The following is a 14,058-nucleotide window of genomic DNA, read 5'->3' as shown; positions in this document are numbered from 1 at the left end:
AATGTTATTTGGAAGTATTGAAGCAGGTGGAACAAAATTTGTTTGTGCAATTGGTAATGAAAAGATGGAAATTTTAGAACGTGTCTCAATTGAAACACGTGAACCAGAAGCAACTATTAAAGATGTTTGTGAGTTTTTTGCTCCATATAATCATCAGCTTGATGGAGTTGGTGTGGGCTCATTTGGTCCAATTGATGGACAAAAATCTTCAAAAACATATGGTCATATCTTAGCTTCACCAAAAGTTAAATGGCAAGGCTTTGATTTGATTGGGGCTTTAGTAGAATTCTTTAATTGCCCAATTGAATGGACAACCGATGTTAATGCTGCAGCTTTTGGTGAATATCATTATGGCCATGGTAAGGATTCTAATAGTTTGGTCTATTATACAATCGGAACTGGTATTGGGGCGGGTGCGATTCAAGATGATCAATTTATTGGTGGAGTTAATTTTACCGAAATGGGACATATGTTAGTGACCCGCCATCCTGAAGATACTGCCGCTAGTTCATGCCCATTCCATCATAATTGTTTAGAAGGAGTCGCAAGTGGTCCAGCAATTGGTATTCGTGCTGGTAAAGCTGCTCAATTATTAGAAGAAGATGATTATTTATGGGATATTGAAGCAGAATATATTGCCCAATGTGTCCATAATACAACCTTAATGCTAGCACCGGAAGTAATTGTGCTAGGTGGCGGTGTAATGCAACAAGAACATTTATTGCCAAAAGTTAAAAAAGCTTTCGAAAAAGTCTTAAATGGTTATGTGACTCACCCAACAGTTGATGAGTATATTAAGACACCAAAACTAGGAAATAATGCCGCAACAATTGGCTGTTTTGTATTGGCACAAAAAGCTTTTGAAAAAGCAAAATAAACATACACAGTATAAAAATAGTATAAACGCATTTAGAAAATAGCTTTACAACTAGCTCTAAATTCATTTTGAAATAATCGTATAAGTAATAAAAGGTAGGCTGCTCATTTATTTTAGCGGCCTACCTTTTTTAATTTATCTTGTTAATGAAAATGGTAAATCTTCATCAGAAATCGTTAGAATCGGTGGTACTAAGCAAAGTTCGAAATTAATCGTACCACCTTTAATGAGATCTGAATGCGTAAATACAAGTGAATCATGAGCTATATCATCGCGCTCGATTCTGTTAACAAAGTAGTAATGGCTACTATTATTTTTTGCTGTGATTCGTAATGACTTACCATTTGCTAAGTGGAGAGTCACTTCATCAAAGTAGGGAATTCCAATTAGATATTCGCCACTACCAGGCGTAACTGGATAAAATCCTAATGTATTAAAGACATACCAAGCACTCATACTACCATTATCCTCATCACCTGGATATCCATTATTGAAGGCATGTTGTTGTAATTCTTTTAGTAATAAACGTGCCGTATTTGGTTGTTTAATATAGTGGTAAAGATATGGTAAGTGGAAGCTAGGCTGATTTGAGATGGCGATTTGGCCAAAATCAAGCGCAGCTAGTTCACTCATTTCATGGATTTCAAATTGGTAGTGGTTAACGTCAAATGTTGTGCCATTATTACAAAGAGTATTTAATAATTGATGCATCTCTTGTGGGCCACCAATTTGATTGATAAATCCAAGGAAGTCATGATACATTGCAAAGCTATTTTGATAAGCGCAACCTTCAGTATAGTCACCGCCCCAATGATAGGGTGAGAATTCTTCTTTCCATAGGTTATTAGTTGATTTTGAGACTAATAATTTGTGGTCTGGATGAATTAAGTTGCGGTAAGATAATGAACGTTCACTGAAAGTTTTGGCAATGTCTTTTTGTCCAATGACTTCAGCGACTCGACTAATACAAAAATCACTATAAGCATAGTCTTGCGTCTGGTTAACTGATTCTGAATAATGATTTGGTACATAGCCTAATTGTTGGTATTCATTTGTTGCAGTGCGTCCATAACGACCAGATGGATCTTCTTTTTTAGCGCTATCAATCATAGCGTCTAAGATTTCATCAGCTTTATCAAGAGCAATCCCTTTAGTAATGGCATCTGCTAATACGGCATCAATCATTGTTCCTGGCATCATACCACGCTCATCAGGGGACAACCATTTTGGTAAAAAGCCAGTCTCTTTATAGTGATTGAGCCAGCCTTCAATGGTTGCAACGTATACTTCTGGCGCAATGAGTGAAAAGAGTGGGTAGACCGTTTTATAGGTGTCCCAGAAGCCGTTATTAGTATAGTATTTCCCTTTTTCAATATTTTTAGAAGAAGTATTGTAATGAATTGGTTCTAAGTCTTCATCTAGTTCATAAAACTTTTGTGGGAATAGGAAGACACGGTAGAAGATAGTGTAGAATTTTTGAATTTCATCTTTGCGGTTATCTTCTATTTCAATACGTTTTAAGTAGTGTTCCCATAATTTTTTAGCAGCTTCTTTTTTGTCGTCAAAGCTAGTATCTTGAATGCGACTTAAGTTCAAACGGGCTTGTTCTGGCGAGATGAACGAACTGGCGATTTGTAGATTGACTTCTTTAATATCATTAGGAAAGCCTACATAATAAAATTGGTCCGTAAAGTTAGGGTCGCAAATTAGCTCGTCTTTTTGTAATACATTAAGTTCTGAAACATCAGCTTTTAGTGCTAGATACATCTTCATCTCTTTATCTTGGCAATCGCTATAAGTCTCAACATAACCTGTTACTAAGCCACTTTCTGCATCATAACTCCAGCTAGCTTTCCCGGGATTGGTTAATAATAAGCCGCCATATCCATTCGAAAAATCAAATTTAAAATGGCCACCATATTCTGTTGGGGTGAATTTACTTTCAATTCCATAGCGTAATGAATTAATTTTTAAATAATGCGGAGAAAAAATCGCATCTTCTGGACGGTAACTTGATTGATTATGGAATAAATCTGCATAACGAATCTCACCACTAATTGGTGTAAATAATAATTGAGAAAAGTCACCAATCCAAGGACTAGGTTGATGGGTTAGACGAATCCCTTGAAACGTTCTATCATCTGGGTGAAACCACCAACTACCATTCGAATTCGTTGTTTGTGGCGCAAAATAATTCATCCCAAATGGCACACCAGTATATGGCAGACAGTTCCCGTGTGAAAAAGTATAGCTATTATTGGTGCCAAAGCGCGTATCAATTAAATCAATCATATTAAAACCTCCATTAATGTATATCTATTATTTTTGCTGTAAAAAGTTAACATAAGCCCCAATTAAATTTGCATCATTTTTAAATTGACATAATTTAACAGTAGGGTATAGGGTAGTGTGCGTTAATTTTTGGTAGATGGTATCCAATTCTTCTTGAATAAGTGGTAATAGTAGTGGGTAATTTGAGACGCCACCACCAATTAAGATGACTTCAGGATCAATTGCGTGTTGCAAATTAAAAATACTACGTGCAACAGATTTAATGAAGATTTTGCGTTCTTCTAAAGCCATTTCTGCTCCTTGATCTGCTAATGCTAAAATATCCTTACCTGAAAGTTCGGCTACACCAGGAATGCGGTCATTATAACGTTTAGCCATATTAACCACTGTACCTAAAGCGCTAAATGTATCAAGCTCATCATTCATAGCCATAAAACCAAATTCTCCGCCAAATAAATGAGAGCCATGATAAACCTTGCCATTAATGATGATACTACCACCAACCCCTGTTCCAAGAACTAATAAAATAGCATTCTCACAGCCTTTAGCATTGCCAAAATTTACTTCTGCTAAGGCTGCACAATTCGCATCGTTTTCAATTGTAACTGGTAACTGGAATAATTCTTCAAATTTGTCTTTAATAGGAAAATCATGGATATAAGGAACAGCAGAACAACCTTCAATTATGCCAGTCTTCTGGTTCACTGCACCCGGGCAACTAAATGCGACTCCTTTAATGATATGTTGACAAATAATTGATTCAAAAACCGCAACTAATTGTTCATAAAATTCTTCAATAGTTATTGGAGTAGGGAAAATACCATGATGATCAATTTGTCCATTATCGCAAATACCATACTTAACAGACGTACCACCTACGTCAAAAGTTAATAACTTCATTATATACACCTCCATTTTTATAAGTATAGTATGCGCTAAACTGGTGCAGAGTGAAAGATTTTTAGTATAATACCTAAAATTTGTTTTATTATATCTAAAGTTTGTTGGTTAAAATCGGTGGAAACGCTTGCTATAATAAATGTAGATAAAATATTAAGAGAGTAGGTGAAGCGTATGAAGAAGAAAAAACGGTCTTTTTGGGAAGATGTCAAGAAATATAAAGTCTTATTATTGATGGTTTTACCAGGATTTATTTGGTTTATTTATTTCTTTTATATTCCTGTATTAGCCAATGTGGTTGCATTTAAAGATTTTCATTATTCAGCTGGAGGGTTCCTTGATAGTTTAAGGAATAGTGAATGGGTTGGTTTTGAGAATTTTAAATATTTATTTGCTTCGAATGACGCTTGGTTAATTACTAAAAATACTTTAGCATATAATTTGGTATTTTTAGCTTTTAACTTATTCTTTGCGATAGCTTTTGCGATTGTGATGAGTGAATTACGTAGCAAAAAAGCCGTTAAAGTCTATCACACAATGTCATTATTGCCATACTTCTTATCTTGGGTTGTAATTGAATATTTCGTCTATGCATTCTTAAGTCCAACACATGGTATGTTAAATAATTTAATTACTGCGCATGGTGGTGAAGCAATCATGTGGTATTCAGATCCAACATGGTGGCCATTAATCTTTTTAATCTTAAATGTTTGGAAGGGCTTAGGTTATAATAGTATCATCTATTATGCTAGTGTAATGGGAATTAGCGAAACCTATTATGAAGCGGCAATGGTAGATGGTGCGAATAAATGGCAACAAATTATCCATGTGACGATTCCGCAAATTATTCCAATGATGACAGTCTTAATTATCTTAAATATTGGTGGAATTTTTAGAGCGGACTTTGGTCTGTTCTATCAAATTCCAAAAAATTCTGGTGCACTATATGAAGTAACTAGTGTATTAGATACTTATATTTATAATGGCTTAACAGCAACTGGAGATATCGGTATGGCGTCAGCAGCAAGCTTGTATCAATCATTAGTAGGTACAATCTTACTTCTTGGAACAAATGCTATTGTTAGACGACTTGAACCTGATTCAGCATTATTCTAACGAGGAGGTAAATAGATGAAAAAGAAAAAAATAAAAAAAGTTCAAGTACGGTCATTTAGTCCAAAAGCAAACTTGATTTTTAATATTATCATTGCACTATTTGCCATATCTTGTATTTTGCCATTTATATTTGTCATTATTATTTCATTGACACAAGAAGATTATTTAACTAATCATGGTTATACTTTCTTCCCAGAAGTCTTCTCAACGGAAGCTTATAAGTATATCTTTAGTGGCACGATGTCAGAAAAGATTATTCATGCATTTGGCATTTCAGTATTAGTAACGGTAGTAGGGACAATCGTGAATGCTTCGATGACTTCTCTATATGCTTATGTTATTTCAAGAAAGTATTTTCCTTTTAGAAAGTTCTTTACAATTTTTGCATTAATTACAATGCTATTTTCACCAGGGATGGTAGCTAACTATTTAGTGGTTACGAATATGCTTCATTTAAAAGATACATTATGGGCATTGATCTTACCATTAGCCTTAGGACCTTTCAATATTTTAGTAATGCGTACCTTCTTTAGAAAGACCGTTCCCGATAGTATTATTGAATCAGCTCGAATTGATGGTGCTGGAGAATTAACGATTTTCTTAAAGATTGTTCTACCATTAGCTGTTCCAGGGATTGCAACAATTAGTCTATTTGCAGCTCTTGGATATTGGAATGACTGGTTTAACGCTTTACTTTATATTCAAAATGATAATTTAGTACCTTTGCAGTATTTATTAATGCAAATTCAAAAAAATCTACAGTACTTAACCCAAAATGCGGGAATGAGTGCACAATATGCGGGCGGTATGGCATCCTTACCAAGTGAATCTGTCCGTATGGCAATCGTGGTTATTTCAACTTTACCAATAGCGTTAACCTATCCATTCTTCCAAAAATACTTTGTTGGAGGATTAACAATTGGTGGAGTAAAGGAATAATAAATAAATCATATATAATTTAGGAGGAGATATTATGGTAAAATGGAAAACAATTTGTAAGTTAACAGGTTCAGCTATGCTAGTGGCGAGTTTAGCAGCTTGTTCAAATCAAAATACAGAAAGTGGCACAGAAGCACCAGAGAGTAATGAACCAACTACATTATTAATGTATCAAATCGGTACAAAGCCAGAAAATTTTGATCAATTAATGGAAATTGCCAATAAACGTATTGAAGAAAAAATCAATGCTAAGATTGACTTGCAATATATTGGCTGGGGTGATTGGGACGATAAAATGAACACAATCATTGCAACAGGGGAAAATTATGATATCGCATTTGCAAATAAATATGTTCAAAACTCACAAAAAGGCGCATTTGCAGATTTGACTGAATTAATTCCAAAATACGCTAAAGAAGCTTATGATGATTTAGATCCAGCTTACATTAAAGGAAACTTAGTCGATGGTAAATTATATGCATATCCAGTAAATGGTAATGTCTTTGCACAACAAATGTTATCATTCAACAAAGAATTAGTTGATAAATATGATTTAGATATTTCAGGAATTAACTCATATGCAGATGCAGATAAAGTATTAAGAGAATTCCATGAAAAAGATCCAGATACAGCAGCGTTTGGTATTGGACAAACATTTAATTTATCAGGAAAATATGACTATCCAATTACAAAAGATATGCCATTTGCAGTTCGTGTTGATGGTGATAGCTCAGAAATTATTAACCAATATACTGATGATGCAATGATGGCAGACTTAAAATTAATGCACCAATGGTATACTGATGGTTTAATTCCAGCAGGCGCAGCAACTGATTCTGATAGCTATTCATTAGATAGTAATACATGGTTCATGCGTGAAGAAACACAAGGACCAATGGATTACGGCGACACAATCTTAACAAATGCAGCAGGTAAAGAAATTGTCTCTCGTGCTATTACACCAGCTTTAAAAACAACTGCACAAGCACAAATGGCAAACTTTGTCGTAGCAAATGTTTCTAAAAATAAAGAAAAAGCTGCCGAATTCTTAGCATTATTAAATACTGACAAAGAATTATTAAATGGTTTAGTATGGGGTGTTGAAGGCGAAGCATGGGAAAAAGATGGTGAAGATCGCATTAAATTATTAGACGGCTATAAACCAAACTATCACATGTCAGCTTGGAATACTGGTAATAACTATATCTTATATACACAAGATACTATTACTGATGAAATGATTGAAAAACGTGATAAATCAATTGCCGAAGCAAAAGAATCTCCAATCTTAGGATTCAACTTCGATACAAGCAATGTGAAAACAGAATTAACAAATATCGCCAATGTTATGAACCGTTACAAAGCTAGTGTGAATACTGGTACAGTTGACCCTGAAGTTACTATTCCAAAAATGACTGAAGACTTAAAAGCAGCAGGATGGGATAAAGTACGTGATGAAATTCAAAAACAATACGATGAATTCTTAAAACAATAAGAAATAAAATTTGATCTTTTAAAATAGCTAGGCATTTGTTTGCTTAGCTATTTTTTGAGTCTAGTGATTTAGTAGAAAATTCACTGTGAAGCTAACTTGATGGCGTGGTAATTAGCCTAAAATTGGTGTATGATAGTAAAGAAAGCGTTATTATTAGATGGGGGTATATTATGAACGGAATTGATAAGTTTTTTAATTTGAGTTGGAATGTTATCCGCTTAACGGTTGTATTTCATTTTTTATCATTATGTGGTGGATTTGTCTTAGGAATTGGTCCAGCTATTATGGTACTCTATAAAATTGTTTTATCAACAAGAAATGAGCATCAAGAACCACAATTCAAACAAATGATGCAGTGGTGGAAGGAAGAATTTATTCGTGGTAATCAATATTTTTATATCTTTATCGCATTAGTGGTAATTTTTGGCTATAATTTATATTTGAGTTTACAGATGGTGGGATTATTATGGTTTGTGATAACAGCTTTACTAATTGTTTGTTTAGTCGCAAGTGTAATCTTTTTTGAATATGTATTAGTCTTTCATAGTTATTATGAGATTGGTGTAAAAGATAATTTAAAGCTAGCATTTTTTAGTATGTTTTTATCAGGTAAAAGCTTTTTATTCTTATTAGCTGCAACAATGATATTGGCGGTTGTTACTTGGCAATATAAGGCAACTTATTTATTCTTTACAATGGGAATTTTTATTTTACTGATTGATTATATTACCAAATTCTCACGCGAAAATATAGAAAGAAAGTTTGCTTATGATGAAGAAGATTAGCCATTATATTGAAAAGTTTAAGAAGGGCTTATTAATTAATCGCTTAATGAAGATTTATAGCTTACTCATTATTTTGTTTTTTGGTATGTTATCGGTTATTTTAGCGATTTTTATTTATATTAATGATACACAAATTGCGATGAACGAATTAGATATTCGAGTTAGTGAAATGGCAGAAGATGTTACTAATAAAAATATTGAAACGAGTCGCATAATGGAAATGTTATTTTTTGAAGGTGAAAATTATCAAAATATGATGAATTATATGACGCAAACTAAGACGGAATATTTTTCTGATATATTAGATACTTGGCATCAAGGCCAGCGAATTGATTTTGCTTCAGAACAATTAAAAAGTATGCTTTATACTTATCCGGATGTATCTTCCATTGATATTGTGGTAAATGATTTGAATTATTTTTTGCGAGCAGATGAAAGGCAGCCATATGGTCAAAGAATTGAGGGGAATCCCGTCTTTCGTAATAAAGCTTATCTGGTACGTTCCATTAAAAATCCTGATTCAGGACAGGTTATCGGGACATTATATGTTAACTTTAAGCCGAACCGTAAAGAGAACAATTTGGAGCATGATGAAGTCTATTCAACAATAGTGGCAGAAAAGTCAGGTCGCATATTATCGCAAAATATCGCCAAAGGGAATCCTTTATTGTCTAATATTGTCAAACAAGATGATGCGAACGGCTTGGCTGAACAAGTGATTAAAGAACGCTATTTTTATCGTTATATTGAAGATAGTAATATGTATTCAGTTGTTTTATTAGCCAAACATAATTTCTATCTAAGCATGGCTAAAAAGATTGGAAGCTTTATCTTAATGAATCTTAGTATTAGTCTGGCACTATTGATATTATTGAAGAAAGTGTTTATTCGTTATAGTAAAAATGTCAATAATATTAACCAAGAGATCCATGCTGTAATTGCTGGTGATTGGCAAGCTAGAATTGATACAAAGGGAATGGAATTGGAATTATTAGAGATTTCAGAAGCGATTAATCAAATGCTTGAATATATTAATCAATCCTTCGATGAAATCTATACACTTGAAATTAAGCAAAGAGATGCTCATATGAGAGCCTTACAATCACAAATTAATCCGCATTTTTTATACAATACATTAGAATATATTAGAATGTATGCTGTTAGTTGTGAACAAGATGAACTGGCAGATGTTGTCTATGCTTTTGCTGCATTATTGCGCAATAATATCAACCAAGAAAAGACAACTACTTTAAAAAAAGAATTGGATTTTTGTGAGAAATATGCCTTTTTATATCAAATTCGATATCCAGACCGAATTGCCTATCATGTAACGATTGAAAAAGATTGCCAAGATATTGTGATTCCAAAGTTTATTATTCAACCATTAGTGGAGAATTATTTTGTTCATGGAATTGACTATACAAGAATTAATAATGTAATTAGTATTAAATCTTTTTCTAAAGACAATCAAGTAATTATCCTAATTAGGGATAATGGTAGTGGTATTCCACCTGAAAAATTAACAGAAATCCAGCAAAATTTACAATGTGATCAAGAAATGCGTCAAGAATCAATTGGTTTAAAAAATATTTACTTACGACTACAAAATTATTTCAATAATCAAGTTAGCTTTGACATTACTTCAAAAGAAAAATGCGGCACAGGGATTGAAATAAAAATTCCAAAAGAGGTGATAAAGAGATGATGTACCAGGTATTATTAGTAGATGACGAATATATGATATTACAAGGCTTGAAACGAATTGTTAATTGGCAGGAGCTAGGATTTGAAGTTGCAGCTACCGCTAATAGTGCAGAAAAAGCCTTGGAAATTCTAAAAAGCATCCCTATTGATGTTGTGATAACGGATGTGACCATGCCAGGGAAGAGTGGCTTAGATTTATTAAAAGAAGTCAATCAACTATTTCCTAAAATAAAAAGCTTAATTATTTCCGGATACCAAGAATTTGATTATATTCACCAAGGAATGGAACTAGGAATTCAGTCCTATTTAGTAAAACCAATTGATAAAGAAGAATTAAAGCAAAAATTAGCTGAAATTAAAGACTTATTAGATCAAGAAGAAATAGATGAAGTTCGTGATACCTTATATTATGAAAGCATTATTAAAACATGGTTAAATGATGAATTAAATGAACATGAATTTATGCGCTTTTGTCAAGTAGTTAATCATTACCAACCTCAAAATGGCTATCGAGCCATGATTTTAAAAGTATATAAAGCTGATAAAGAGATTACAATTGATAGTATTCGTTTGATGCTAAAAGAGTGGCGTAAAGTATTTTTTGTGATTGATTCAAGAGTAGAAAATAGTTTTGAAATTACCATTGTTAGTTATTTTGAGCCATTAGAAGAATTGCGATTCATTGATGGTTGTCGCGAATTTTTTGGTAGTGATAAAATCAGGATATTCGCTGGTGAGGTGGTTGGAGATTGGGAGAACTTATATGAGAGTTACCATCAAGTTAAAAAAGTTATTTTTTATAATGAATCGCCGCAGAATTTAGGTAATAAAGAAAAAGCGATTATTGAAGTTCCTAAATCAGCAACTCAATTTTTGGGCTTTAATAAGGCGCTAATGATAGGTGATAAGGAAACTATTTTAGCTACTCTTCAAAATATCTTTACTGCACTACAAATTGAACAAGTTTCACCAGAAGATGCCCGTCATATTGCTTTTTTATTATTTTCAGACATGTATCGTCATTATTCTTATTTAAGTGAGGGCATCTATCAAAAATCAATGGATGTTATTCGACAAAGTAAAACAATTGATCAGATTTATGATTGGTTAAGTTATTTATTAATTTCAGTTGTAAGTGATAAACAACCGATTCGCTATTCAGCATTAACGATGCAAGTAATTGCGGTATTAAATGAACGCTTTAATGAAGATTTAGCACTAAAAAATATTGCCGATGATTTACACGTTAACTCGGTATATTTAGGACAAGTATTCAAAAAGGATACTGAACAAAGCTTTTCACAATACCTTAATCAAGTCAGAATTAAAAAAGCACAAAAAATGTTATTAGATACTGAAAAAAATATTAATGAAATTGCTTTCGCAACAGGGTATAATACGAATCATTATTTCATTAAAATGTTCAAAAAATTAAATGGACTATCGCCAAAAGAATTTCGTGCCAAATATCAAGGACGTTATAAAGAAGTTCAATAAGTCTAAGCTAAGGAATCCACATAAGTAACGTAACTTGCCTTGGCTTTATAGTATGAGCCAAAGAACACTCATCAGTAAGTGTGTTCGGAGGCTTTTTAATGTTGGTGAAAATTTGCTATAATAAGGACGAAAATAATCATCAGGTAGGTGGGAATATGCAAGAAATTATTAAACAACAACTAAAAGAAATTGAAATAAAAGAACAGGTGACTATTCTTTTAGCCGTGGAAGCCGGCAGTCGGACTTGGGGATTTGCCGCAGATAATAGCGATTATGACGTTAGGTTTATCTATTTGCGTCGCCCAAGTGATTATCTAAGACTTGATAAGATGCGTGACGTAATTGAATGGCAATTAGACGAGACGCTCGATATTAATGGTTGGGATCTTAAAAAATTTCTACAATTAGCCTATAAATCAAATGCGACTTGCTTTGAATGGATTAATTCACCAATTGTCTATCAGGCTAGACCAGCGGAAGTCGGAATCCTGCAAAAGGTCACTAACGCTTATTTTGATGGTAAAAAATCCGTCTATCACTATTGGAATATCGCACAAACTAATTATCAATCAAGCTTAGAATCGTCAGAAATCTCAATAAAAAAGTATTTCCATATCTTAAAGTCCTTATTAAGCTGCCGATACATCTTAGAAATTGAATGTCCAGTAGCAGTCCCATTTGATGACTTACTTAAATTTATGCCGCATGAGGTATTTCTAGAGTTTCTGGGAATGTTAATCAAGAATCAACATCAGACCACGAATGATTATCTAGTCCCAAGAAACCAAGTAATCGACGACTTTATCGCTGTAGAATTAGTACGCGTTAAAGCTGAAGCAGACCAATTAAAAAGTCAGACTCCATCGTGGCAAGCACTAAATCATGCATTTTTGGCCTGTTTGAACCAGCAAGGATTAAGTAGAAAGAGGAAAGTGTAAAGATGTTTTTTTATTTTACCAATTATTATTGTGATACTAATCTATATATTATATACAAAGGGATTGATATGGCTTAGAATGGGCTCGGTACTCTTAATATAGCGCCACCGTATCCCAAATGGTGAAGCGGCTAGTTGTAAGAAAGCTAACTTTACTATAAAGAAAGTTAAACATTTTAAAGTAGAAGGCGACCATCAAATCACTCTAGTTACAACAACCGAAAAAGGCGATTGCCAGATGGCATTATTCGATTGTGATCATAATTCACTTGCTCATTTGCACCAAACATCTCCTAAGAAAACAGTCTATCTATATGCACAGGAAAAGGATTACTTAAGAATTGTGTTGACTAATTTTTATGGTGATTATCAAGTACATTTTGATGAAGTTAATGATCAAAACAGCGTAGCAGCAATGATAATCTGTATAGTACGAATATAATCGTACCTTATAAAGGAGGTTTTTAGATGGAAATAATTCAAGAAATGTTGTTAAAAGAACAAGATTTAGGATATTTAGCATTCAATCAAAAGTTAGTTCCCAATCAGCAGTTAATCGGTGTTCGCATTCCAATTATTCGTTCATTAGCAAAACGCTTAGTCAGAGAAGAGCCTGATGTTGTGAATCAATTTTTACAAGAATTGCCACATCAGTATTTAGAAGAAAATCATTTGCATGTATTTTTATTACAAGAAGAAAAAGACTTAGAGCGGTTACTAGAACGAACTGATAATTTTTTACCTTATCTTGATAATTGGCAAACATGTGACTCATTTTTACCACCATTATTTAAAAATAATCAAAGCCAACTACCGCTAAAAATTAAGGAGTGGTTGCAGTCAACGGAAGAATTCACCAAGCGTTATGCCATGCGTCTGAAATTGGCTCGCCAAGAATTTTTGCAAAAAGACATTTGTGACGTTATTACAGTCGGTCAAACAGATGAGTATTATGTCTATATGATGGCTGCATGGTATCTATCAATAGCGGCTCGTAAAAATCCTAGTGCTTTTCAAAGTCAGTTCACGCTAAATAAAATGGGTAATAGACTCTATCAAGCAACTTTACGAAAAATCTGTGAAAGTAAGCAATTCACCCATGAAGAGAAGTTGTCCTATAAAAGGATGGCAGATGATGAACGTCGATCAATCAGCTAATAAAGAATATTACCAAAGCCAACAGTCGCTGCCATGTGACTGTAATCCATGTCAGAATTATTGTCAAAGTATAAAAGAACAGTATCCAAACTTTTTCAGATTATTAGCAAATTGGCAGATAGATGCCAAAAACCTTTTGAAATAGAATGGATAGAGCATGAAGATGGTAGGGGAATTCAGTATTTGCTGGTTCAGTATCTATGTTTTGGCCAATGCTTGGATGATTATCATCAAGCAATAGAAGGGTTAGGACTAACAAAAGCGGTTCTACAATAAATGATGTTGTTGAAGAAATTCTTCAATGGCATCATTTATTTTTTTATACACAAAAAGCATCTGATGCCCTATAATAAAATCG

General features: G+C 33.4%; 13 protein-coding genes. 11 read left to right on the top strand and 2 right to left on the bottom strand.

Annotation, left to right across the window (positions count from 1 at the left end):
* The first annotated feature begins 1 nt into the window (after position 1).
* On the top strand, positions 2-877 hold the full coding sequence (locus BMX09_RS04285) for an ROK family protein (protein WP_089746469.1): 876 nt from the start codon (positions 2-4) through the stop codon (positions 875-877).
* A gap of 135 nt (positions 878-1,012) precedes the next feature.
* On the opposite strand, the gene BMX09_RS04280 is transcribed toward BMX09_RS04285, so the two are convergent.
* Positions 1,013-3,169: a GH92 family glycosyl hydrolase gene (locus BMX09_RS04280; RefSeq protein ID WP_089746468.1), complete on the bottom strand. Its 2,157-nt coding sequence runs from the start codon at positions 3,167-3,169 to the stop codon at positions 1,013-1,015.
* Between the two features lie 27 nt (positions 3,170-3,196).
* Complete coding sequence (locus tag BMX09_RS04275) at positions 3,197-4,069, bottom strand: ROK family protein (protein WP_089746467.1); 873 nt, start codon at positions 4,067-4,069, stop codon at positions 3,197-3,199.
* Positions 4,070-4,243: 174 nt separating this feature from the next.
* Between BMX09_RS04275 and BMX09_RS04270 the strand changes: the two genes are divergently transcribed.
* The 10 genes from BMX09_RS04270 to BMX09_RS10070 all read left to right on the top strand — a co-directional run bounded on the left by BMX09_RS04270 (position 4,244) and on the right by BMX09_RS10070 (position 13,845).
* A complete protein-coding gene (locus BMX09_RS04270) occupies positions 4,244-5,185 on the top strand; it encodes an ABC transporter permease (RefSeq protein WP_089746466.1) in 942 nt (313 codons plus the stop codon).
* Positions 5,186-5,200: 15 nt separating this feature from the next.
* Positions 5,201-6,124, top strand: a complete 924-nt coding sequence (locus tag BMX09_RS04265) for a carbohydrate ABC transporter permease (protein WP_089746465.1) — start codon at positions 5,201-5,203, stop codon at positions 6,122-6,124.
* 34 nt (positions 6,125-6,158) lie between these two features.
* On the top strand, positions 6,159-7,619 hold the full coding sequence (locus tag BMX09_RS04260) for an ABC transporter substrate-binding protein (protein ID WP_089746464.1): 1,461 nt from the start codon (positions 6,159-6,161) through the stop codon (positions 7,617-7,619).
* A gap of 170 nt (positions 7,620-7,789) precedes the next feature.
* Complete coding sequence (locus tag BMX09_RS04255; RefSeq protein ID WP_089746463.1) at positions 7,790-8,404, top strand: YesL family protein; 615 nt, start codon at positions 7,790-7,792, stop codon at positions 8,402-8,404.
* Positions 8,388-10,109, top strand: a complete 1,722-nt coding sequence (locus BMX09_RS04250; RefSeq protein ID WP_089746462.1) for a sensor histidine kinase — start codon at positions 8,388-8,390, stop codon at positions 10,107-10,109. The genes BMX09_RS04255 and BMX09_RS04250 overlap by 17 nt, the downstream gene beginning before the upstream one ends.
* Positions 10,106-11,605, top strand: a complete 1,500-nt coding sequence (locus BMX09_RS04245; protein ID WP_089746461.1) for a response regulator transcription factor — start codon at positions 10,106-10,108, stop codon at positions 11,603-11,605. The genes BMX09_RS04250 and BMX09_RS04245 overlap by 4 nt, the downstream gene beginning before the upstream one ends.
* Positions 11,606-11,703: 98 nt before the next feature.
* A complete protein-coding gene (locus BMX09_RS04240; protein WP_089746460.1) occupies positions 11,704-12,543 on the top strand; it encodes a nucleotidyltransferase domain-containing protein in 840 nt (279 codons plus the stop codon).
* A gap of 237 nt (positions 12,544-12,780) precedes the next feature.
* Positions 12,781-12,984: a hypothetical protein gene (locus BMX09_RS04235; protein ID WP_089746459.1), complete on the top strand. Its 204-nt coding sequence runs from the start codon at positions 12,781-12,783 to the stop codon at positions 12,982-12,984.
* A 26-nt stretch (positions 12,985-13,010) separates the two neighbouring features.
* A complete protein-coding gene (locus tag BMX09_RS04230) occupies positions 13,011-13,700 on the top strand; it encodes a DNA alkylation repair protein (RefSeq protein WP_089746458.1) in 690 nt (229 codons plus the stop codon).
* Positions 13,678-13,845, top strand: a complete 168-nt coding sequence (locus tag BMX09_RS10070) for a hypothetical protein (protein ID WP_177159527.1) — start codon at positions 13,678-13,680, stop codon at positions 13,843-13,845. Before BMX09_RS04230 ends, BMX09_RS10070 begins: the two co-directional genes overlap by 23 nt.
* Positions 13,846-14,058 lie beyond the last annotated feature (213 nt).

The organism is Granulicatella balaenopterae (genome assembly GCF_900111135.1).
Lineage (GTDB): Bacteria > Bacillota > Bacilli > Lactobacillales > Aerococcaceae > Granulicatella > Granulicatella balaenopterae.
This window is presented reverse-complemented; position numbering and strand designations above follow the sequence as displayed.

Excerpts from the sequence above, each read along its gene's own strand:
- BMX09_RS04285 (WP_089746469.1), top strand. The coding sequence starts at position 2 with ATGTTATTTGGAAGTATTGAAGCAGGTGGAACAAAATTTGTTTGTGCA.
- BMX09_RS04280 (WP_089746468.1), bottom strand. The coding sequence starts at position 3,169 with ATGATTGATTTAATTGATACGCGCTTTGGCACCAATAATAGCTATACT.
- BMX09_RS04275 (WP_089746467.1), bottom strand. The coding sequence starts at position 4,069 with ATGAAGTTATTAACTTTTGACGTAGGTGGTACGTCTGTTAAGTATGGT.
- BMX09_RS04270 (WP_089746466.1), top strand. The coding sequence starts at position 4,244 with ATGAAGAAGAAAAAACGGTCTTTTTGGGAAGATGTCAAGAAATATAAA.
- BMX09_RS04265 (WP_089746465.1), top strand. The coding sequence starts at position 5,201 with ATGAAAAAGAAAAAAATAAAAAAAGTTCAAGTACGGTCATTTAGTCCA.
- BMX09_RS04260 (WP_089746464.1), top strand. The coding sequence starts at position 6,159 with ATGGTAAAATGGAAAACAATTTGTAAGTTAACAGGTTCAGCTATGCTA.
- BMX09_RS04255 (WP_089746463.1), top strand. The coding sequence starts at position 7,790 with ATGAACGGAATTGATAAGTTTTTTAATTTGAGTTGGAATGTTATCCGC.
- BMX09_RS04250 (WP_089746462.1), top strand. The coding sequence starts at position 8,388 with ATGATGAAGAAGATTAGCCATTATATTGAAAAGTTTAAGAAGGGCTTA.
- BMX09_RS04245 (WP_089746461.1), top strand. The coding sequence starts at position 10,106 with ATGATGTACCAGGTATTATTAGTAGATGACGAATATATGATATTACAA.
- BMX09_RS04240 (WP_089746460.1), top strand. The coding sequence starts at position 11,704 with ATGTTGGTGAAAATTTGCTATAATAAGGACGAAAATAATCATCAGGTA.
- BMX09_RS04235 (WP_089746459.1), top strand. The coding sequence starts at position 12,781 with ATGGCATTATTCGATTGTGATCATAATTCACTTGCTCATTTGCACCAA.
- BMX09_RS04230 (WP_089746458.1), top strand. The coding sequence starts at position 13,011 with ATGGAAATAATTCAAGAAATGTTGTTAAAAGAACAAGATTTAGGATAT.
- BMX09_RS10070 (WP_177159527.1), top strand. The coding sequence starts at position 13,678 with ATGAACGTCGATCAATCAGCTAATAAAGAATATTACCAAAGCCAACAG.